18 protein-coding genes are annotated in these 20,580 nt (G+C 74.2%); 11 read left to right on the top strand and 7 right to left on the bottom strand.

All coding sequences use genetic code 11. The annotated features are described in order from the left end of the window. Positions 1–38 precede the first annotated feature (38 nt). The 3 genes from GTQ99_RS03625 (at position 39) to GTQ99_RS03635 (ending at position 2,727) form a co-directional block, all read left to right on the top strand. The gene (locus tag GTQ99_RS03625) at positions 39–275 is read left to right on the top strand and encodes an SCO4848 family membrane protein (protein WP_166614378.1); all 237 of its coding nucleotides are present in this window, start codon (positions 39–41) and stop codon (positions 273–275) included. Positions 276–384: 109 nt separating this feature from the next. Then, positions 385–1,620 (top strand): formaldehyde dehydrogenase, glutathione-independent, encoded by a 1,236-nt coding sequence (fdhA, locus tag GTQ99_RS03630; protein WP_166614379.1) that lies wholly within the window; start codon positions 385–387, stop codon positions 1,618–1,620. A 111-nt stretch (positions 1,621–1,731) separates the two neighbouring features. After that, the gene (locus tag GTQ99_RS03635; RefSeq protein ID WP_166614380.1) at positions 1,732–2,727 is read left to right on the top strand and encodes a TauD/TfdA family dioxygenase; all 996 of its coding nucleotides are present in this window, start codon (positions 1,732–1,734) and stop codon (positions 2,725–2,727) included. A 70-nt stretch (positions 2,728–2,797) separates the two neighbouring features. Here GTQ99_RS03635 and GTQ99_RS03640 read toward each other — a convergent pair whose 3' ends face one another. The 5 genes from GTQ99_RS03640 to sdhC all read right to left on the bottom strand — a co-directional run bounded on the left by GTQ99_RS03640 (position 2,798) and on the right by sdhC (position 8,226). Further along, positions 2,798–4,462, bottom strand: a complete 1,665-nt coding sequence (locus tag GTQ99_RS03640; protein WP_166614381.1) for an ABC1 kinase family protein — start codon at positions 4,460–4,462, stop codon at positions 2,798–2,800. Positions 4,463–4,583: 121 nt separating this feature from the next. Further along, on the bottom strand, positions 4,584–5,429 hold the full coding sequence (locus GTQ99_RS03645; RefSeq protein WP_166614382.1) for a succinate dehydrogenase iron-sulfur subunit: 846 nt from the start codon (positions 5,427–5,429) through the stop codon (positions 4,584–4,586). After that, positions 5,429–7,261: an FAD-binding protein gene (locus GTQ99_RS03650; RefSeq protein WP_166614383.1), complete on the bottom strand. Its 1,833-nt coding sequence runs from the start codon at positions 7,259–7,261 to the stop codon at positions 5,429–5,431. Before GTQ99_RS03650 ends, GTQ99_RS03645 begins: the two co-directional genes overlap by 1 nt. A 25-nt stretch (positions 7,262–7,286) precedes the next feature. Then, a complete protein-coding gene (locus GTQ99_RS03655; RefSeq protein ID WP_166614384.1) occupies positions 7,287–7,796 on the bottom strand; it encodes a succinate dehydrogenase/fumarate reductase transmembrane subunit in 510 nt (169 codons plus the stop codon). A 10-nt stretch (positions 7,797–7,806) separates the two neighbouring features. Further along, entirely contained in the window at positions 7,807–8,226 is a 420-nt protein-coding gene (gene sdhC, locus GTQ99_RS03660) for a succinate dehydrogenase, cytochrome b556 subunit (RefSeq protein WP_166614385.1), read from the bottom strand. 309 nt (positions 8,227–8,535) lie between these two features. On the opposite strand from sdhC, the gene GTQ99_RS03665 reads away from it, so the two are divergent. From GTQ99_RS03665 to GTQ99_RS03700, 8 genes are all read left to right on the top strand, one after another. Next, positions 8,536–9,690: a mannose-1-phosphate guanylyltransferase gene (locus GTQ99_RS03665; protein ID WP_166614386.1), complete on the top strand. Its 1,155-nt coding sequence runs from the start codon at positions 8,536–8,538 to the stop codon at positions 9,688–9,690. Between the two features lie 60 nt (positions 9,691–9,750). Next, entirely contained in the window at positions 9,751–10,989 is a 1,239-nt protein-coding gene (locus GTQ99_RS03670; protein ID WP_166614387.1) for an amidohydrolase, read from the top strand. A gap of 177 nt (positions 10,990–11,166) precedes the next feature. Beyond that, entirely contained in the window at positions 11,167–12,258 is a 1,092-nt protein-coding gene (locus GTQ99_RS03675) for a BMP family lipoprotein (RefSeq protein ID WP_166614388.1), read from the top strand. Between the two features lie 116 nt (positions 12,259–12,374). Beyond that, a complete protein-coding gene (locus tag GTQ99_RS03680; protein ID WP_166614389.1) occupies positions 12,375–13,889 on the top strand; it encodes an ATP-binding cassette domain-containing protein in 1,515 nt (504 codons plus the stop codon). Beyond that, positions 13,886–15,112, top strand: coding sequence for an ABC transporter permease subunit (locus GTQ99_RS03685; protein ID WP_166614390.1), 1,227 nt, complete (start codon positions 13,886–13,888; stop codon positions 15,110–15,112). Before GTQ99_RS03680 ends, GTQ99_RS03685 begins: the two co-directional genes overlap by 4 nt. Continuing rightward, positions 15,109–16,416: an ABC transporter permease subunit gene (locus GTQ99_RS03690; RefSeq protein WP_166614391.1), complete on the top strand. Its 1,308-nt coding sequence runs from the start codon at positions 15,109–15,111 to the stop codon at positions 16,414–16,416. The genes GTQ99_RS03685 and GTQ99_RS03690 overlap by 4 nt, the downstream gene beginning before the upstream one ends. Further along, the gene (locus tag GTQ99_RS03695) at positions 16,413–16,847 is read left to right on the top strand and encodes a cytidine deaminase (RefSeq protein ID WP_166614392.1); all 435 of its coding nucleotides are present in this window, start codon (positions 16,413–16,415) and stop codon (positions 16,845–16,847) included. Before GTQ99_RS03690 ends, GTQ99_RS03695 begins: the two co-directional genes overlap by 4 nt. After that, positions 16,844–18,127, top strand: coding sequence for a thymidine phosphorylase (locus GTQ99_RS03700; RefSeq protein ID WP_166614393.1), 1,284 nt, complete (start codon positions 16,844–16,846; stop codon positions 18,125–18,127). Before GTQ99_RS03695 ends, GTQ99_RS03700 begins: the two co-directional genes overlap by 4 nt. A 25-nt stretch (positions 18,128–18,152) precedes the next feature. Here the strand turns inward: GTQ99_RS03700 and GTQ99_RS03705 are convergent, their stop codons facing one another. Continuing rightward, entirely contained in the window at positions 18,153–19,121 is a 969-nt protein-coding gene (locus tag GTQ99_RS03705) for a dioxygenase family protein (RefSeq protein WP_166614394.1), read from the bottom strand. A 44-nt stretch (positions 19,122–19,165) separates the two neighbouring features. Then, entirely contained in the window at positions 19,166–20,575 is a 1,410-nt protein-coding gene (locus GTQ99_RS03710; protein WP_338074693.1) for an MFS transporter, read from the bottom strand. Between the last annotated feature and the right edge of the window lie 5 nt (positions 20,576–20,580).

Genomic DNA, 20,580 nt, shown 5'->3' on the forward strand with positions numbered 1-20,580 from the left:
TCCTCCCACCGCGCCCTCAGCGGCGGGAGGATCGGGACGTGGTCCTCTCCAAGCCCGCCAGCTGGTTCCTCGTCGCCTTCGGGGTGTGGAGCTGGTTCATCTGGCCGAACTTCCTGCGCAACATCTGGGCCGACCCGCGCTCCTTCGAGGACGGGCCGCAGCCCTTCCTCCTCGTCCACCTCGTGCTCGTCGTCGTGAGCCTGGTCCTCGGCACGGCCATCGCCGTGCTCGGGGTCCGCGGGCTCAGGGGGGCGCGGTCGACCCGGCGGGGGTGAGCCCCGCCCCCGCGCGGCCGGTGCCTCCTTGCGCCGCTCCGCGCTCGGGGGGTTGGGTGTGCTCCGCGGGCCGGCGACGGAGCCGGCCCCTCCCGGAGGAGGTCCGCACGTGACCACGACCAGCGCACCCGGCGGCAACCGCGCCATCGCCTACCTCGGCCCCGGCAGGGTCGAGGTGCAGACCATCGACTACCCCACCTTCGAGCTGCGGGACGGACCCGGGGTCAACCCGGCCAACGTCGGCCGGCACGTGGACCACGGCGTCGTCCTCAAGCTCGTGGCGACCAACATCTGCGGCTCCGACCAGCACATGGTGCGCGGGCGCACCACGGCCCCGCCGGACCTCGTCCTCGGCCACGAGATCACCGGCGAGGTCGTCGAGAAGGGCCGCGACGTGGAGTTCCTCGACGTCGGCGACCTGGTCTCGGTGCCCTTCAACATCGCCTGCGGCCGCTGCCGCAACTGCAAGGAGCGCCAGACCGGCATCTGCCTCAACGTCAACCCCGACCGGCCCGGCTCCGCCTACGGCTACGTCGACATGGGCGGCTGGGTCGGCGGTCAGGCCGAGTACGTCCTGGTGCCCTACGCGGACTTCAACTGCCTGAGGTTCCCCGACAAGGACCAGGCGATGGAGAAGATCCTCGACCTGACGATGCTCTCGGACATCTTCCCGACGGGCTTCCACGGCTGCGTCAGCGCGGGCGTCGGGGTCGGCTCGACCGTCTACGTCGCCGGGGCCGGCCCGGTCGGGCTCGCGGCGGCCGCCGGTGCGCAGCTGCTCGGGGCGGCCGTCGTCATCGTCGGCGACCTCAACGCCGAGCGCCTGGAGCGGGCCCGCAGCTTCGGCTGCGAGACCGTCGACGTCTCGCAGGGCGACCCGAAGGACCAGATCGAGCAGATCCTCGGCGTCCCCGAGGTCGACTGCGGCGTGGACGCCGTCGGGTTCGAGGCCCGCGGCCACGGCGCGGGGTCGGCCACCGAGGCCCCCGCCACCGTCCTGAACTCCCTCATGCAGATCACCCGCGCCGGGGGAGCGCTCGGCATCCCCGGCCTGTACGTCACCGGCGACCCCGGGGGCGTCGACGAGGCGGCCCGCAAGGGGGCGCTCTCGCTGGACCTCGGCACCGGCTGGGCGAAGTCGCTGGCCTTCACCACCGGGCAGTGCCCGGTGATGAAGTACCACCGGCAGCTGATGATGGCGATCCTGCACGACAGGGTGCAGATCGCGGAGGCCGTCGGCGCGACGCCCATCTCGCTCGACGAGGCGCCCGCCGCCTACGCCGAGTTCGACGCCGGCGCGCCGAAGAAGTTCGTCATCGACCCGCACGGGCTCATCCCGCGCTGATCGCCTGCCCCAGGCAGACTGCCCGGATCGCGCACGTCGATCTGGGCAGTCTGCCCACCCGCAAGCGCTACGGTGGGCACGAACTGGTTCGTCGACGATGGAGAGACCGCCATGACCTCTGTGTTCCTCGACTCCTCGGCCACCGTGCCGACCCTGCGCGAGCTCGCCGCGGACGAGCGCGAGCAGCTGGCCGCCCTGGGCGCCCGGCTCAGCGCCGACCCCGTCCGCGAGCCCGACGCCTTCGGCCGGCAGGCGCGCCTGCTCGCGCGCGAGCTGCCGGCGGGGCTCGCCGAGACGCTGTGGGCCTTCGAGGAGCGCGGTTCCGACTCCGGGGTGCTCGTCCTGCGCGGTCTGCAGGTCGGCGAGCTGCCGCCCACCCCGCCGGACAACACCGGCGGCGTCGGCGGGCGCACGCTGCTGGCCCGCCAGCAGGCCGTCGTCAGCCACGCGCTCGGCCACATGCTCGGCTACGCCGCCGAGGGGCACGGGCACCTGCTGCAGGACATGGTCCCCAACGCCCGGCTCGCCGCCACCCAGCAGTCGCAGGGCTCGCGCGTGGAGCTGGAGGCGCACACCGAGCAGTGCTTCTCCGCGCTGCGCCCCGACTACGTCGTCCTCGGCTGCCTGCGCGGGGACGCCGACGCGGCCACCTACGCCTTCCCGGCCCGCGACCTGCTCGCCCACGTCGACCCCACCGACGTCATGGAGCTGTTCCGCCCGCTGTGGACGACGCTGGTGGACGAGTCCTTCGCCGACTTCCTCGACACCCGCGAGGTGCGCGGCCCGTTCTCGATCCTGTCCGGCGACGCCGACGACCCCACGATGCTGGTCGACCAGGACCTCATGCACGGCATCACCAAGCACGCCCAGGCGCTGCTGGAGCGCGTGCTGGAGCTCTACGTCGCGCACCGGCACGCCGTGGTGCTGCAGCCCGGCGACGTGCTGCTGCTGGACAACCTGCGCGCCATGCACGGCCGCTCGCCGTTCGCCCCCCGCTTCGACGGCACCGACCGCTTCATCACCCGCGGCTTCGTCGTGCGCGACCTGCGCCGCTCGCGCTTCGCCCGCCCCGGCGGCCACCGCGTCGTGCAGGCCAGCTTCAGCTGACCCCACCCCTCGACTCGTGATCTTCCACGGTGCACCGCGGAAGATCACGAGTCGTCCACAGGGGCGCTCGTCAGCGGCGGCGCCGGCCCCGGTGGCCGCGGGCGGTCCAGCCCAGGTAGCCGGTGAGGGCCCCCAGGGCGGCGACGCCGACCGCGGCGACCTTCGTCTCGTACGGCTTCAGCCGGTCGGGGTCGGTGGAGGCGATCACCGCGAGCGCCTCCACGCCGGCGGAGACGATGAGCCCGACGACGAGCCGGTTGCCGATGCGCTCCACCCGGGTCACCAGCGGTTCCAGGTCCTCGGTGCGCAGCGACACCGAGATCCCGTCGCGGTCCAGCACGTCCAGGACGCGGCCGAGCTGGCCGGGCAGCTCCACGCCGAGCGCGGCGGCGTCGATCCCGGCCTGGCGCAGCCTCTTGGCCACCGACAGCGGATCGAGGTGGCGGCGCACCAGCCGGCGCGCGTAGGGGTTCAGGGCGCGCCCGAGCTGGAAGTCCGGGTCCAGGCTCGCGCCCAGGCCCTCGGTCATCACGATCATCTTGACGACCAGGGCGAGGTTGCGCGGCAGGGCCAGGTGGTGGCGGCGCAGGATCTCGAAGACGTCGCGCACGACGTCGCCGACCTTGATGCGCCCCAGCGGCAGCCCCTCGTAGGTGCGCAGCAGGTGGGCGCAGTCGGCCGTCAGCCGCACCCGGTCCACGCGGTGCTCGGTGACGCCGACGGTCGCGAACGCGGCGGCGATGCGGGCCGGGTCGCGGCGGTCGAAGGCGGCCAGCAGCATCGCCAGGTGCTCGCGGGAGCGCTCGTCGACCGTCCCGACCATGCCGTAGTCGAGCAGGCCGATGCGCCCGGACTCCTCGATGAGGAAGTTGCCCGGGTGCGGGTCGGCGTGGAAGAAGCCGTGCTCGAAGACCATGTCGGCCAGCAGCCGCGTCGCGCGGGCCGCCAGGTCGGAGCGGTCGACGCCGTAGCGGGCCAGCCCCTCGACGTCGCTGATCTTCACCCCGTGCAGGCGCTCCAGCGTGATGACGCGCGAGGTGGTGGTGTCCCAGAAGACCTTCGGCACGTGGATGTCGGGGTCGCCGGCGAAGTTCTGCGCGAACCGCTCGGCGTTGTGCCCCTCCTGCAGGTAGTCCAGCTCGGCGCGCAGCGTGTCGGCGAAGTCGGTCGCCAGGCCGACGACGTCGTAGTCCGCGGCCGCCGACCAGCGGCGCGAGGCCTGCACGGCCAGCGCCCGCAGGATCTCCAGGTCGCCCTCGACCTCCTCGACGACACCGGGCCGGCGGACCTTCACGACCACCTGGGTGCCGTCCTCGACGACGGCGGTGTGCGCCTGGCCGATGGAGGCGCTGGCCAGCGGCTCGCGGCTGAAGGCGACGAACAGGGCCTCGGGGTCCTCGCCGAGCTCCTCCACGACCGCGCGGCGCACGTCGTCGTAGGGCACCGGCATCGCGGAGTCCTGCAGCTTCTCCAGCTCGCGCTGGAAGGCGGGGGAGAGCAGGTCGGGGCGGGTGGACAGGATCTGCCCCAGCTTCACCGCCGTCGGGCCGAGCTCCTCCATGACCATGCGCACGTGCTCGGCGCGCGAGTGCCGCTCGCGGTCGCGCGAGCGCAGCCCCAGCAGCTCGAAGTCGGTGCGCACCCAGCGCTCCAGGCCCAGGGCGTCGATGAGGAACCCCAAACCGTGCCGGGACAGGATCCGGCTGATCTGCAGGTAGCGGTCCTGGTGGCGCATCCGGCTCCTCCCTCTCGGACCGGCGGCCCGACCGCCGTCAAGTGTCCCCCAGCGGTGCCGGGAACGCCCGAGGGCCCCGTCCCGGCGTCGCGGAACGGGGCCCTCGGGCGGTCGGGACGACTCACATCCTGCGGGCGATGAGCGCCTGCTTGACCTCGCTGATCGCCCGGGTGACCTGGATGCCGCGCGGGCACGCCTCCGAGCAGTTGAAGGTCGTGCGGCAGCGCCACACGCCCTCCTTGTCGTTGAGGATCTCCAGGCGCAGGTCGGAACCGGCGTCGCGGCTGTCGAAGATGAAGCGGTGCGCGTTGACGATCGCGGCCGGGCCGAAGTACTGGCCGTCGGTCCAGAACACCGGGCAGCTCGACGTGCACGCCGCGCACAGGATGCACTTGGTGGTGTCGTCGAAGCGCTCGCGGTCGGCCTGGGACTGCACGCGCTCGCGGGTGGGCTCGGCGCCCTTGGTGATGAGGAACGGCATGACCTCGCGGTAGGCCGCGAAGAAGGGCTCCATGTCCACGACGAGGTCCTTCTCCACCGGCAGGCCCTTGATGGGCTCGACGGTGATGGGCTTGTCGAGGTTGAGGTCCTTCAGCAGCACCTTGCACGCCAGCCGGTTGCGGCCGTTGATGCGCATGGCGTCCGAACCGCACACGCCGTGCGCGCAGGAGCGGCGGAAGGTCAGGGCGCCGTCGTGCTCCCACTTCACCTTGTGCAGGGCGTCCAGCACGCGGTCGGTGCCGTACATGGTGAGGTGGTAGTCCTCCCAGTGCGGCTCGGAGTCGGCCTCCGGGTCGTAGCGGCGGATGCGCAGGGTGACGTCGAAGGAGGGGATCTCGCCCGTCTTCGACTCGTTGCCGCCCGGGCGGGGCTTCGCGCCGCCCGAGCCCTCTGCGGCGCGGGCGGCGGACTTCGCCGGGCCGGACTCGGCGTTCGTCTCCGACGGGCTGGTCTCGAAGGTGGACATCAGTACTTGCGCTCCATCGGCTGGTAGCGCGTCTGGACGACGGGCTTGAAGTCCAGGCGCAACGTCTGCTGACCGGCGGCGTCCTTCTCGCGGTAGACCATCGTGTGCCGCATGTAGTTGACGTCGTCGCGGTTGGGGTAGTCCTCGCGGAAGTGCCCGCCGCGGGACTCCTTGCGCTCCAGGGCGCCCAGGCACATCACCTCGGCGAGGTCGAGCAGGAAGCCGACCTCCAGGCCCTCGAGCAGGTCGGTGTTGTAGCGCTTGCCCTTGTCCTGCACCGAGGCGCGGGCGTAGCGCTCCTTGAGCCGCTCGATGTCGGTGAGCGCCTGCTTGAGCGTCGCCTCGGTGCGGAACACCTGGGCGTTGAGGTCCATCGTCTCCTGCAGGTCGCGGCGGATGTCGGAGATCCGCTCGCCCTGCGGGCGGTCGCGCAGCGTCGCCAGCTGCGCGACGACGTCCGCCTCCGGGTCCTGCGGCAGCGCGATCCACTCGGCCTTCGTGGCGTACTCCGCGGCGGCGATGCCGGCGCGGCGGCCGAAGACGTTGATGTCCAGCAGCGAGTTCGTGCCCAGCCGGTTCGAGCCGTGCACGGACACGCAGGCGACCTCGCCGGCGGCGTAGAGGCCGGGCACGACGCGGGTGTTGTCCTGCAGGACCTCCGCGTCGACGTTCGTGGGCACCCCGCCCATGGCGTAGTGCGCCGTCGGGTACACCGGGACCGGCTCGGTGTACGGCTCCACACCCAGGTAGGTGCGCGCGAACTCGGTGATGTCCGGCAGCTTGGCGTCGATGTGCGCGGGTTCCAGGTGGGTCAGGTCGAGCAGGACGTAGTCCTTGTTCGGCCCGGCGCCGCGGCCCTCGCGCACCTCGTTGGCCATCGAGCGGGCGACGATGTCGCGCGGCGCGAGGTCCTTGATGGTGGGGGCGTAGCGCTCCATGAACCGCTCGCCGTCGGCGTTGCGCAGGATGCCGCCCTCGCCGCGGGCGGCCTCGGAGAGCAGGATGCCCAGGCCCGCCAGGCCGGTCGGGTGGAACTGGAAGAACTCCATGTCCTCCAGCGGGATGCCGCGCCGGTAGGCGATGCCCATGCCGTCACCGGTGAGGGTGTGGGCGTTGGACGTCGTCTTGTAGACCTTGCCGGCGCCGCCGGTGGCCAGGACCACCGACTTGGCCTGGAAGACGTGGATCTCGCCGGTCGCCAGCTCGTAGGCGACGACGCCGGCGACGCGCTTGTCGCCGGGCACGCCGATGGTCGGGGGCGTGGCCAGGCCGGGCTGGTCGGCGGCGCCCTCGATCTCGGTGCCCGTCCTCGCCTCGGCGGCGGGCACCAGCAGCAGGTCGAGGACGTAGAACTCGTTGAAGAACTCGACCTCGTGCTTGACGCACTGCTGGTAGAGCGTCTGCAGGATCATGTGCCCGGTGCGGTCGGCGGCGAAGCACGAGCGGCGCACGGGCGACTTGCCGTGGTCGCGGGTGTGGCCGCCGAAGCGGCGCTGGTCGATGCGGCCCTCGGGGGTGCGGTTGAACGGCAGCCCCATCTTCTCCAGGTCCAGGACCGCGTCGATGGCCTCCTTGCACATCACCTCGGCGGCGTCCTGGTCGACGAGGTAGTCACCGCCCTTGACGGTGTCGAAGGTGTGCCACTCCCAGTTGTCCTCCTCGACGTTGGCCAGCGCGGCGCACATGCCGCCCTGGGCCGCGCCGGTGTGCGAGCGCGTCGGGTAGAGCTTGGTGAGCACGGCCGTGCGGGCCCGCTGGCCGGACTCGAGCGCGGCGCGCATGCCCGCGCCACCCGCGCCGACGATGACGACGTCGAACTGGTGCGTCTGCATGGTCTAGCTCCTCCTCGCTCGCCGGTCAGCTGTTGGGGCTGGTGACGGTGGGCACGTTGTCGATCGCCGGGCGGCAGAAGTCGAAGGTCTGGCTGGGGTCGGCGCACGGGTCGAACGTGAAGATGACGAGCGTGCCGACGACGATGACGATGGCGCTGGCCAGGTACAGGGCCATCTTCAGCCAGAAGCGGGTCCCGTCGCGCTCGGCGTAGTCGTTGATGATCGTGCGCACGCCGTTGGCGCCGTGCAGCTGCGCCAGCCACAGCATCAGCAGGTCCCAGACCTGCCAGAACGGGCTGGACCACTTGCCGGCCACGAAGCCCCAGTTGACCTGGTGGATGCCCTCGCCGGTCATGAGGTTGACGAAGAGGTGGCCGAAGACCAGGACGATCAGGACGACGCCCGACATCCGCATGAACAGCCAGCCGTACAGCTCCCAGTTGGTGTGCGTGGAGCGGCTGCGCCGGTAGGGGGACCGGGGGGTCTCCAGGGCCGGGGCGTAGGAGCCGCCGGGGGTCTGCTCGGGTGCGCTCACGGTTCGGCCCTCAGTGGGTGAAGACGATGGTCAGGTGGCGGATCAGGAAGGGGACCATGAGGACCGTCCACAGGGCGACGACGCCCCAGAAGAGCTTGCGCTGGTGCTTGGTCCCGCCGGACCAGAAGTCCACGAGGATGATGCGGATCCCGTTGAGCGCGTGGAAGACCACCGCGCCGACGAGACCCGCCTCGCCCAGGCCCATGACGGGGTTCTTGTACTGGGCGATGACGCCGTCGTAGACCTCCGGGGACACGCGCACCGTCGCGGTGTCCAGGACGTGCACGAACAGGAAGAAGAAGATGGCCACGCCGGTGATGCGGTGCATCACCCACGACCACATGCCCTCGCGGCCGCGGTAGAGCGTGCCCGCTGGCTTCAGCTTGCCGACAGGGGTCCCCTGTCCGGGTGGGGTGAGGCTCGTGGCCACCGGCGTCCTCCTCGAGTGTCCTCGACGCCGGCTCCCCGGGCTACGGCGCTCGGGCGGCGGCGTCCTGGATCCACTGTAGGCGCGCAGGCGTCGCGGCAGCGCCCCGCGGAGGCCGTGCGGACCTTTTGTGACGAAGGACTCACGGCACCGTGAGGCAGCGGTCACGCAGGCCAGGCTTGCCTACCCTAGACGGTACGGGAGGTGGCCGGGAAGCCCGGGGGCGCGCGCGGGCACCGATCGGGTGAGCCGGTCCACCCGATCGGAGCGAGGACCCCGGGCGCGGCGCGGCGCACCGGTAGGTTCCGGACCATGACTGACGGGGGAACGTGGTCGGCGGACGACCTCGAGGACGCGACGATCGACCTGTCCGACTTCCACGCCGTGGTGCCCGCCGGAGGGGCCGGCACCCGGTTGTGGCCGCTCTCGCGCAGCGACCGCCCCAAGTTCCTGCTCGACCTCACCGGCCGCGGCCGCACCCTGCTGCAGTCCACCTGGGACCGCCTGCTGCCGCTGACCGACGCCTCGCGCACCCTCGTGGTCACCGGCCGCTCGCACGCCGAGGCCGTCGCCGCCCAGCTGCCGGACCTGGCGCCGGCCAACCTGCTGCGCGAGCCGTGCCAGCGCGACTCCGCCGCGGCCATCGGCCTGGCGGCGGCCGTCCTGGTGCGCCGCGACCCCGACGCGGTCCTGGGCTCCTTCGCCGCCGACCACAACATCTCCGGCCGCGACGACTTCGAGTCCTCCGTGGAGGAGGCCGTCGTCACCGCCCGCCGCGGCTTCGTCGTCACCATCGGCATCGCCCCCTCGCACCCGGCGACCGGATTCGGCTACATCCGCCTGGGCAAGCGGCTGCGCCTGCAGGGCGCCCCCAACGCCCGCCGCGTCGTGCAGTTCAAGGAGAAGCCCGACGCGCGCACCGCCGCGGCCTACCTCTCCACCGGCGACTACCGCTGGAACGGCGGCATGTTCGTGGCCCGCGCCGACGTCCTGCTGGAGCTGCTGGCCGCGCACGCGCCGACCCTGCACGCCGGGCTGCAGCGCATCGCCGACGCCTGGGAGACCCCCCGGCGCGACGCCGTCCTGGAGGAGCACTGGGCCGCCCTGCCCTCCATCGCCATCGACCACGCCGTCGCCGAGCCCGCCGCCGAGGAGGGCCGGGTGGCCGTCGTGCCCGCCACCTTCGGCTGGGACGACGTCGGCGACTTCTCCTCCCTGGCCGAGCTGCTGCCCGCCGACGTGGACCAGCCCAAGGTGCTGGGCGACGCCGACCTCGTGATCACCGAGGGCGTCGCCGGCGGCCTGGTGGTGCCGGCCAACGGCCGCGTCGTGGCGCTGCTCGGCGTCGACGACCTCGTCGTCGTGGACACCCCCGACGCGCTGCTGGTGACCACCCGCGCCCGCGCCCAGGAGGTCAAGAAGCTCGTCGCGCGCGCCAGGGAGGCCGGGCTCGACTCCATCGTGTGAGCGCCCGCCCGGGTGGTGCGCCCTGCGGGCCGCGCGGGGCGCGGAGTACCGTCGACCGGCGTGAGCAGCGACACCAGCAGCCCCGCGGCCCCGACCGCGGGGCTGGACGAGCTCGCTGCCCTGGTCGCCGAGCACGAGCCCGCCGCGCGCGCCCTGCGCCGCGACGTGCACGCCCACCCCGAGCTGGCCCGCGCCGAGCACCGCACGACCCGCCTGCTGGCCGAGGCGATGGAGCGCGCGGGCCTGGCGGTGCGCCTGCTGCCGGGCACCGGCCTGGTCGCCGACGTCGGCCCGGCCGAGGGCCCCCGGCTGGTGCTGCGCGCCGACATCGACGCGCTGGGCGTGCAGGAGGCGACGGGCCTGCCCTACGCCTCGACGGTGCCCGGCACCGCGCACGCCTGCGGGCACGACGTGCACACCGCGGCCGTCGCCGGGGCCGGGCTCGTCCTCGCGGCGCTGCACCGGGCGGGGGAGCTGCCGCACGGCGTGCGGCTGCTGTTCCAGCCCGCCGAGGAGGTCATGCCCGGCGGTGCGCTCGACGTCATCGGCACCGGCGTGCTGGAGGGGGCCGCCGCCGTCTACGGCCTGCACTGCGACCCCACCCTGGACGTCGGGACGGTCGGCCTGAAGGCGGGGCCCATCACCTCCGCCTCCGACCACGTCACCGTGCGCCTGAGCGGCACCGGCGGGCACACCTCCCGCCCGCACCTGGCCGGGGACCTCGTCTTCGCGCTCGGCCAGGTCGTCACCCAGCTGCCGGCCGTGCTGGCCCGCCGCGTCGACCCGCGCGCCGGGGTGAACCTCACCTGGGGCGCTGTGCACGCCGGCGACGCCGCGAACGCCGTGCCCGCCGAGGGCTACGCCGCCGGGACGCTGCGGTGCATGGAGACGGAGGCGTGGCAGCACGCCGGCGAGCTCGTGGAGTCCGTCGTCGCCGACCTGGTGCGCCCGTACTCGGTGTCCGCCGAGGTCGTCCTCGTGCGCGGGGTGCCGCCGGTCGACAACGAGGTGCGCGCCACCGCGGCGCTGGAGCACGCCGCCCGCGCGCTGCTCGGCGACGACGCGGTGCTGCCCACGCGCCAGTCGCTGGGCGGGGAGGACTTCGCCTGGTACCTGCACCACGTGCCGGGGGCGATGGTGCGCCTGGGCACGCGCACGCCCGGCGGCACGACCTACGACCTGCACCGCGGCGACTACGCCCCCGACGAGGCGGCGCTGGCCACCGGCATCGGGGTCCTCGCGGCGACGGCCGTCTCCCGGCGGGCGCTGCTGCAGGTCCCGCGCAGGCCCGCCGGCTGAGGGCGCGCCCGCCGCCCGTCGCGCCCGGACCCTTCGCCCGGATGGTCTCGATCTGGACAACCTGCCCGCTCGCACGGACGGAACGGCGCTTTTCGCACCGTACGATGTCCGCGCGTTCGCCGATCCAGCCTTCCGCGTCGTCGTCCGCCTCCGCCCCCGACCTGGAGGACCTCCCCCATGAAGACCCTGCACCGCTTCGCCCCGGTGGCCGCCGTGGGCGCCGCCGCCCTGCTGCTGGCCTCCTGCGGCAGCCGGCCCGACGACACCGCCGGCTCGGCGGAGGGCTCCGGCGGCGGTGACGCCTTCAAGGCGTGCATGGTCCTGGACACCGGCGGCGTCGACGACCGCTCGTTCAACCAGAGCTCCTACGCCGGGATGGAGGCGGCCAAGGAGGAGAACCCGGACATCGAGATCTCCTACGTGCCCTCCGCCGACGACACCCAGTACACGCCGAACCTGCAGGCCCAGGTGCAGGCGGGCTGCGACACGATCATCGGCGTGGGCGGCCTGATGGCCGACTCCATGAAGGAGGTGGCCTCCGCGAACCCGGACCAGTCCTTCGCCGAGATCGACTCCTCCTCCGAGGAGGCCAACGTCTACGCGCTGCAGTACAACACCGCCGAGGCCGCGTTCCTGGGCGGGTACCTGGCCGCCGGCATGACCAAGACGGGCGTCGTGGGCACCTGGGGCGGTCTGCCCATCCCGCCGGTCACCATCTTCATGGACGGCTTCTGGGAGGGCGTGCAGCACCACAACCAGCAGAAGGGCACGAACGTCCGCGTCCTCGGCTGGGACGAGAACAACCCCGGCGGCGGCACCTTCGCCAACAGCTTCCAGGACCAGGCCGCGGGCCGGTCCATCACCGAGACCCTCGCCGGCCAGGGCGCCGACGTCATCATGCCGGTGGCCGGCCAGGCCGGCCTGGGCGCCGGTGCGGCCGCCGAGGCCGCCGGCGGCAGCCTCAACCTCGTGTGGGTGGACACCGACGGCTGCGAGAGCGCCGAGCAGTACTGCAAGTACTTCATCTCCTCGGTCACCAAGAACCTCACCGACTCGGTGAAGGAGTACGTGCTCGCGGCCGCCGACGGCGAGGCCCCGACCGGTTCCTACGTCGGCACCCTGGAGAACGAGGGCGTCGGCCTGGCGGCCTTCAACCAGTTCGACGCGCAGGTCCCGGCCGAGCTCAAGAGCGAGCTGGAGGCCGTCCGCGCGGGCATCGTCGACGGTTCGATCCAGATCACCTCGCCCAGCGCGATCGCCGCGAGCTGACACCCGCGCCCGGCCGGGTCCCGCACCCGGCCGGGCGCAGCACCACGCAGCACCACGCAGCACCGAGGCAGCACCGCTGCACCACCGACGCAGGCCACGAGGGGAACGACGCGCACGTGGAGCTGGAACTCCGAGGCATCACCAAGCGCTTCGGGTCCCTCGTCGCCAACGACGGGATCGACCTGACGGTCCGGGAGGGCGAGATCCACGCCCTGCTCGGCGAGAACGGCGCGGGCAAGAGCACGCTGATGAACGTGCTCTACGGGCTGCACGCGCCCGACGAGGGCGAGGTCCTCGTCGACGGCGAACCGGTGCGGTTCTCCTCACCGGGCGACGCGATGGCCGCCGGGATCGGCATGGTGCACCAGCACTTCATGCTGGTGCCGGGCTTCACCGCCACCGAGAACATCGTCCTCGGCTCCGAGCTGACCCGCGGCGGCGGCCTGCTGGACCGCCGGCGCGCCCGGGCGCGCGTGCTGGAGACCTCCGAGCGCTTCGGGCTGGCCGTGCCGCCGGACGCGCTGGTCTCCGACCTCGCCGTCGGCGTGCAGCAGCGCGTGGAGATCCTCAAGGCGCTGCTGCGCGAGGCCAAGGTCCTCGTGCTCGACGAGCCCACCGCCGTGCTCACGCCCGCCGAGACCGACGACCTCATGCGCGTCATGCGCGAGCTCGCCGACTCCGGCACCTCGATCGTCTTCATCACGCACAAGCTGCGCGAGGTGAGGGCCGTCGCCGACCGCATCACCGTCATCCGCCGCGGCCGCGTCGTGGGCTCCGCCGAGCCCACCGCCTCCCAGGAGGAGCTGGCCGCCCTCATGGTCGGGCGCGACGTGCGCCTGGTCGTGGACAAGGCGCCGGCCGAGCCGGGCCCGCCCGTGCTGGAGGTGGCCGGCGTGCGGGTCACCGACCCCGCCGGCGCGCTGCTGCTCGACGACGTCAGCCTCACCGTGCGCGCCGGCGAGGTGCTCGCGGTCGCGGGCGTCGACGGCAACGGCCAGAGCGAGCTGACGCGCTGCGTCGTCGGCCTGCAGCCGGTGGACGCCGGCAGCGTGCGGGTCTCCGGCGAGGACCTCACGGGCCTGTCGGTGCGCCAGGTGCTGCAGCGCGGCGTCGGGTACGTGCCCGAGGACCGCCTGCACGACGGCCTCGTGGGCTCCTTCAGCATCGCCGAGAACCTCGTGCTGGACCTCGTGGACACCCCCGCGTACTCCGTGGGCCCCTCCGTGGACCGCGCCGCCGTGGCGCGCAACGCCGCCGAGCGCGTCGCGGAGTTCGACATCCGCACCTCCAGCGCGCAGGCGGCGGTGTCCACCCTCTCCGGCGGCAACCAGCAGAAGGTCGTGCTGGCCCGCGAGATGTCCCGGCCGCTGAAGCTGCTCGTGGTGGCCCAGCCCACCCGCGGCGTCGACGTCGGCAGCCAGGAGTTCGTGCACCAGCGCATCGTCGCCGAGCGCGACCGCGGTGCCGCCGTCCTGCTCGTCTCCACCGAACTGGACGAGGTGCGCGCCCTGGCGGACCGCATCGTCGTCATGTACCGCGGACGCATCGCCGGGGAGGTCGGCCCCGACGCCGACTCCGAGCAGCTGGGCCTGCTCATGGCCGGCGCGCGACCGCAGGAGGGAACCGCGTGAGCACCGAGACCCCCGCGAAGGAGGTCCCGCCCGCGGGCCCGGCGGGCGCCGCGCCGCGGCGGCCCGCCCCGCGCCGGACCTGGCTCGTCACCGTCTGCGCCGTCGTCGGCGCCGCCCTCGTCGGGGCGGTCCTCATCGCCGTCGGCGACGCGCGCACCCGCGCCGCGGCGGGCTACTTCCTCAGCTACCCCTGGGACACGTTCTCCAACGCCTGGTACGCGGTGCGCGACGCCTACGTGGCGCTGCTGGAGGGCGCGGTCTACAGCCCCGACCTGTCCGGCAAGGGCGCCCTCGGCCCGATCTCGGAGACGCTGGTCAACGCGACGCCGCTGGTCCTGGGCGGCCTCGCCGTCGCCCTGGCCTTCCGGGTGGGCCTGTTCAACATCGGCGGCCAGGGCCAGGTCGTCCTCGGCGCGGTCGGCGCCGCCTGGATCGGGTTCGCCTGGGACCTGCCGGTCGGGCTGCACCTGCTGCTGGCCCTGCTCGGCGGCCTGCTCGGCGGCGTGCTGTGGGGCGGGCTCATCGGCTGGCTCAAGGCCCGCACCGGCGCCCACGAGGTCATCACCTCGATCATGCTCAACTACGTCGCGCTGAACCTGCTGAACTTCCTGCTGAGCACGCGCGGCTTCCAGCGCCCGCCCTACGGGCAGGCCATCTCCGAGCAGGTCGACGCCGGTGCGCGGCTGCCGCTGCTGCTGGGCAGCCCGCTGCGCGTGCACGCCGGCCTGCTGCTGGCGCTGCTGGCGGCCGTGGCCGTGCACTGGCTCTTCAGCCGCTCCCGCCTCGGCTTCCGGCTGCGCGCCGTGGGCGCCAACCCGGAGGCCGCCCGCACCGCGGGCATGTCGGTGGGCCGCCTGCAGGTCGTCGCGATGGCGCTCTCCGGCGGGCTGGCCGGGCTGGCCGGCGCCTCGCAGGTGCTCGGCGTCAGCGGCAGCGTGACCGGCAGCGTGGCCGGCACCATCGGCTTCGACGCGATCACCGTGGCCCTGCTGGGCCGCAACAACCCCTACGGCGTCATCGGGGCCGGCCTGCTCTTCGGCGGCCTGCGCGCCGGCGGGGTGCAGATGCAGTCCACCACCGGCGTGCCGGTGGACCTGGTGGGGGTCCTGCAGGCCCTCATCGTGCTGTTCATCGCCGCCCCCGCCCTCGTGCGGGCCGTCTTCCGGCTGCGCGCCGGCGGCGGCGGCGTCGGGACCGAGCTGGCCGGGGGGTGGAGCAGGTGAGCGCGGCGGAGCAGCGGGCGCGCCCGGAGGCCGTCGTCGTCCACGAGGTGCTCGAGCAGCCCGTGGGCCTGCGCAAGCGGGTCGTGACCGGCTCGCTGCTGGTGCTGACCGGCGCGGTCACCGTCCTGGGCTGGGGCCTCGGCTCCGGCCGCGGGGACGCCACCTTCGCCTTCGGCGGCGACACCGCCGTGCGGGTGCCCGACCTCACCGTCCCCGGCACCCTCACGCCGGTGGTCCTCGGCGCGCTCGTGGTGGTGCTGGGGCTGTTCCAGCTGGTGCGCGGCTTCCGCGCCCGCCGCGGGCCGCTGCTGGTGGGCGTGGCCGTGGCCGCCTTCATCGTCTCGTTCCTGTGCTGGGCGATGAGCGGCGGCGACGCCGCCTCGATCGACGTGGTGCGGCTGCTGCGCCAGACCCTGTTCCTGGCGACCCCGCTGATCCTCGGCGCGCTCGCCGGCGTGCTCGGCGAGCGCAGCGGCGTCGTCAACGTCGCCATCGAGGGGCAGCTGCTCACCGGCGCCTTCACCGCCGCGCTCGTCGGCTCCCTGGCCGGCAGCCTCGGCGCCGGCGTCGTCGGCGGGGTCCTCTCCGGCGCGCTGGTCGGCTGGCTGCTCGCGGTGTTCGCCATCCGCTACCGCGTCAACCAGGTCATCCTCGGCGTGGTGCTCAACGCGGCCGCCCTCGGGTTCACCGGCTGGGCGTACAAGGCGCTCATGCAGTCCGACACCGAGCGCTTCAACGCGCCGGGGCAGCTGCAGGCGGTGCCGATCCCCGTGCTCTCGGAGATCCCGGTGCTGGGCCCGCTGCTGTTCGAGGCCAACGTCGTCGTCTACGTGATGTACGCGCTCATCGTGGCGCTGCAGGTCGTGCTGTTCCGCACCCGCTGGGGGTTGCGCACCCGCGCGGTCGGCGAGCACCCCAAGGCCGCCGCCACCCTGGGCGTGCCGGTGCTGCGCATCCGCTACGTCAACGTGGTCGTCGCCGGCGGCATCGCCGGCCTCGGCGGGGCGTTCCTGTCGGTGGGCACCATCGGCCCGTTCACGGAGAACATGTCCGCCGGCAAGGGGTTCATCGCGCTGGCCGCGGTCATCTTCGGCCGCTGGACGCCCAAGGGGGCCGTCGCGGCCTCGCTGCTGTTCGGCTTCTTCGCCGCCCTGCAGACCCTCGTGGGCGTCCTGCCGTACGGTTCGGCGGTGCCCTCCAGCTTCCTGTCCGCGCTGCCGTACCTGGCGACCCTGTTCGCGGTCGCCGGCTTCGTCGGGCGGGTGCGCCCCCCGGCGGCCAGCGGGGAGCCGTACCCGGCATGAGCACCCCCGCACCCGAGGCCCGCCACGACTTCGACGCGCTGCGCGCCGCGGCCCGCGAGGCGCTGAGCAGCTCCTACTCGCCGTACTCCGGCTTCCCCGTCGGCGCGGCCGCGCTCGTCGACGACGGCCGCGTCGTCACCGGCGCGAACGTCGAGAACGCCTCCTACGGCGTGACGCTGTGCGCGGAGTGCACCCTCGTCGGGCAGCTGCGCATGAGCGGCGGCGGCCGGCTCGTCGCCTTCGCCTGCGTCGACGCCGTCGGCAACGTGCTCATGCCGTGCGGGCGCTGCCGCCAGCTGCTGTTCGAGTTCGGCGGTCCCGAGCTGCTCGTGGACACCCCGCGCGGGGTGCTGCCGATGACCGAGGTGCTGCCCGACGCGTTCGGCCCGCACGACCTGGAAGACCCCGCGAGGAAGGCCCCGCAGAAGTGAGCCAGCAGTTCGCCGCCGTCGACGTCATCCGCACCAAGCGCGACCGCGGGGAGCTCTCCGACGAGCAGGTCGACTGGGTGGTCGACGCCTACACCCGCGGCGAGGTCGCCGAGGAGCAGATGTCGGCGCTCGCGATGGCCGTGCTGCTCAACGGCATGAGCCGGCGCGAGGTCTCCCGCTGGACGGCGGCCATGATCGCCTCCGGCGCGCGGCTGGACTTCACCGACCTGCCCCGCCCCAGCGTGGACAAGCACTCCACCGGCGGGGTCGGCGACAAGGTCACGCTGCCGCTGGCGCCGCTCGTCGCCGCCTGCGGGGCGGCCGTGCCGCAGCTGTCCGGCCGCGGGCTCGGGCACACCGGCGGCACCCTGGACAAGCTGGAGGCCATCCCCGGCTGGCGCGCCTCGCTGTCGCTGGAGGAGATCCGCCGCCAGCTCACCGACGTCGGCGCGGTGATCTGCGCCGCCACCGGCGACCTCGCCCCGGCCGACAAGAAGCTCTACGCGCTGCGCGACGTCACCGGCACCGTCGAGGCGATCCCGCTGATCGCCAGCTCCATCATGAGCAAGAAGATCGCCGAGGGCACCAGCGCGCTCGTCCTCGACGTCAAGACCGGTTCCGGCGCCTTCATGAAGGAGCTCGGGCAGTCCCTGGAGCTGGCCCGCACGATGGTCGCCCTCGGCACCGACGCCGGGGTGCGGACCACGGCCGTGGTCACCGACATGTCGACGGTCCTGGGGCGCACCGCGGGCAACGCGCTGGAGGTCCGCGAGTCCGTGGAGGTCCTCGCCGGCGGCGGCCCCGCCGACCTCGTCGAGATCACCCTCGTGCTGGCTCGCGAGATGCTCGCCGCCGTCGGCCTCGACGCCGTCGACCCCGCCGACGCCCTCGCCGACGGCCGGGCCATGGACGCCTGGCGGCGCATGGTCGCCGCCCAGGGCGGCGACCCGGACGCGGCGCTGCCGGTGGCCCGGCACACCACCGACGTCGTCGCCGACGCCGACGGCTTCCTCGACGTCGACGCGCTCGCGGTCGGCGTCGCCGCCTGGCGCCTGGGCGCCGGCCGCTCGCGGCGCGAGGAGGCCGTGCAGGCCGGCGCGGGCGTGGAGCTGCACGCCGTGCGCGGCGAGCGGGTGCGCGCCGGGCAGCGGCTGATGACGCTGCACACCGACACCCCCGAGCGCTTCGACTGGGCGCTGCAGGCCCTGGCGGGCGGGTACCCGATCACCGCCACCGCCCCGGCCCCGGTGCCGCTGGTCCACGAGCGCGTCACCGCCTGAGGGCCGGCGCGCGCCCCGGCCCCGCTCAGGCGGCGGCGGGGCCCGCGCCCGCCGGCGGCGGCCCGCCCGCGGGGTGGCCGGAGGAGTCCGAGCCCATCCCCGCCATCGTCCCGGCCGTCGGCGCGGTCGTGGTGTCCACGCCGACGGTCAGGGCCAGCGCGTAGCCGCTCGCGACGTCGCCGGACCAGGTGGGCGTCTGGGTGGCGCCGCCGTCGTCGCCGAAGACGCCGTCGCTGCTCAGCGAGACCGCCGCGAGGTTGGTCACCGACCGCTCGTAGCCGGCGGTCGCGTAGACGGCGGCGGCGGCCTCGGCGGGGATCGCCAGCTGGGAGGTGGCGATGCAGTTCGCGACGTCGGTGATCGAGTCCGCGTCGGGGTAGACCTCGAAGTGCACGTGCGGCCAGCGGCCGTCGTAGCAGGCGGGGAAGACGCTCGTGAAGCTGACGGTCCCGTCGGCGTCGGCGACCTGCACGCCGCGCAGGTAGTTCTCATCGGCGACGTCCTCGGAGTACATCGAGTACCGCCCCTCCCGGTCGCAGTGCCACACGTAGACGGCGACGCCCTCGAAGGGCGCGCCCCCGCCGGCCAGGTCGACGACCGAGAGCGTCAGCGTCATCGGCACGCCCTCGGCGGTGGTGGTGGAGGTGCCGAAGCTGGAGCGGAGGTCGCTGCGGACGACGCCGCTCTGCTCCAGCACGTCCGCGCCGTTGGAGCCGTCGCCGGGGTAGGGGCCGGCGGTCTCGTCGGGGACCTCGGTGAGCGCGCCGGCGCTCGCGGCGGTGCCGGCGGTGCCGCTCGCCGAGCCCGCCTGCGCGCCGCTGCCGCAGGCGGCCAGGCCGGCGGCCACGGCGCCGAGGCCGAGGGTGCGCAGCGCGCCGCGGCGGCTGGTGAGCGTGGCGATGTCGAAGGCGAGGCCCTGGTCCTCCACGTCCTCGTGCGGACGGGGCAGCGGGCGGCCCTGGTAGCGGGGGCGGGTGTCGCGGGAGCTCCTCATGCCCCCCACCCTCGGGGCGGCGCCCGTGCCCGGGCCCTGCGCCGTCAGTGGGTCCCCTGTGAGGTCCTCGCGGGCGCCCCGTGCGCCGCGGGGACGCGCACCCGCCGGGCGACCAGCAGCGCCAGCACCGCCAGCACCGCGCACAGCGGGAACGTCCCGGCGAACGCCGCCCACCCCGACAGGGACGAGAACGCGCCGAACAGCAGCCCGGTGAGCGCCAGCGCGGTCGCGCCGCCCGCCGCGTCGGCGGTGTTCAGCGCGGCCGACCCGGCCCCCTCCGCACCGGCGGGGGACAGCTCCAGGACGACGACGGTGGTGCGCGGGAAGGCGAACCCCATGCCCAGGCCGGCCACGAACCAGCCGGCGGCCGCGGCCACCGGGCCCGCCGCACCGGCCGGGTCCAGCGCCGCGGTCGCGACCTGGACGAGCACCCCGGCCAGCAGCGCGACGGTGCCGAGGCGCACGGCCAGCGCGTGCGGGAGGCGGTGGCCCAGGCGCCCCTGCACCGCCGAGGCGGAGGCCCAGGAGACCGCGGCCGCGGTGAGCACGACCCCGGCGCCCCACACCGGCACCCCGAAGCGCTCGTGCAGCATCAGCGGCAGGTACACCTCGGTGCTGTAGAACGTCGCGGCGAGCAGGCCGCGCAGCGCCACGGTCGCGGGCATCCCGGGCTGCGCGCTCAGGGTCCCGCGCGGCAGCAGCGGGCGCACGCACACCGCCAGCACGGCGAGGGCGAGCGCGGCCACCGCCCAGCGCGCCGGGCCCGCGCCGCCCGCCGAGCTGAGGCCCACGACCGCGACGGCGACCCCGGCGGCCAGCGCGAACCGGCCGCCCGGCGAGCCCGCCCGCACGCCGGCGGCGGGCGCCGGGATGCGCAGGACGCTCGGCAGCACGAGCGCCGCCGCCGCGAGGACGAGCACCAGCACGCCGGAGAACACCCACGGCCAGCCGATCGACTCGGCGACCAGCCCCGCCAGCGGCGGCCCCACGAGCGAGGGCAGCACCCACGCCGAGGCGAACACCCCGAACACCGCCGGGCGCAGCGGCGGCGGGTAGACGAGGGCGACGACGACGTACAGCGTCACGCTGATCCCGCCCGCGCCCAGCCCCTGCAGGAACCGCGCGGCGACGAAGGCCCCCATCGTGGGGGCCAGGGAGGCGGCCAGCAGGCCGAGGCCGAAGGTGGCGACGGCGGCCAGCAGCGGGCGCGCCGGCCCGCGCCGGTCCGCCCAGCCGCCGGCGACCACCATCCCCAGCACGCTCGCGGCGAGCGTGGCCGAGAACGCGGTGGCGTAGGCGCCGCGGCCGTCGAGGTCGGCGCTGACGATCGGCATGACCGTCGTGACGGCCAGGCTCTCGAAGGCGGTCAGGAACACGAGGGCCGTCGTGCCGACGGTGGTGCTCAGGTGGGTGCGGGAGAAGATCCCCGGCGCCGGGGCGGTGCTGGTGCTCACCCGCC

Source organism: Kineococcus vitellinus (assembly GCF_009906315.1).
Lineage (GTDB): Bacteria > Actinomycetota > Actinomycetes > Actinomycetales > Kineococcaceae > Kineococcus > Kineococcus vitellinus.

Excerpts from the sequence above, each read along its gene's own strand:
- GTQ99_RS03635 (WP_166614380.1), top strand. The coding sequence starts at position 1,732 with ATGACCTCTGTGTTCCTCGACTCCTCGGCCACCGTGCCGACCCTGCGC.
- GTQ99_RS03640 (WP_166614381.1), bottom strand. The coding sequence starts at position 4,462 with ATGCGCCACCAGGACCGCTACCTGCAGATCAGCCGGATCCTGTCCCGG.
- GTQ99_RS03645 (WP_166614382.1), bottom strand. The coding sequence starts at position 5,429 with ATGTCCACCTTCGAGACCAGCCCGTCGGAGACGAACGCCGAGTCCGGC.
- GTQ99_RS03650 (WP_166614383.1), bottom strand. The coding sequence starts at position 7,261 with ATGCAGACGCACCAGTTCGACGTCGTCATCGTCGGCGCGGGTGGCGCG.
- GTQ99_RS03675 (WP_166614388.1), top strand. The coding sequence starts at position 11,167 with ATGAAGACCCTGCACCGCTTCGCCCCGGTGGCCGCCGTGGGCGCCGCC.
- GTQ99_RS03665 (WP_166614386.1), top strand. The coding sequence starts at position 8,536 with ATGACTGACGGGGGAACGTGGTCGGCGGACGACCTCGAGGACGCGACG.
- GTQ99_RS03695 (WP_166614392.1), top strand. The coding sequence starts at position 16,413 with ATGAGCACCCCCGCACCCGAGGCCCGCCACGACTTCGACGCGCTGCGC.
- GTQ99_RS03705 (WP_166614394.1), bottom strand. The coding sequence starts at position 19,121 with ATGAGGAGCTCCCGCGACACCCGCCCCCGCTACCAGGGCCGCCCGCTG.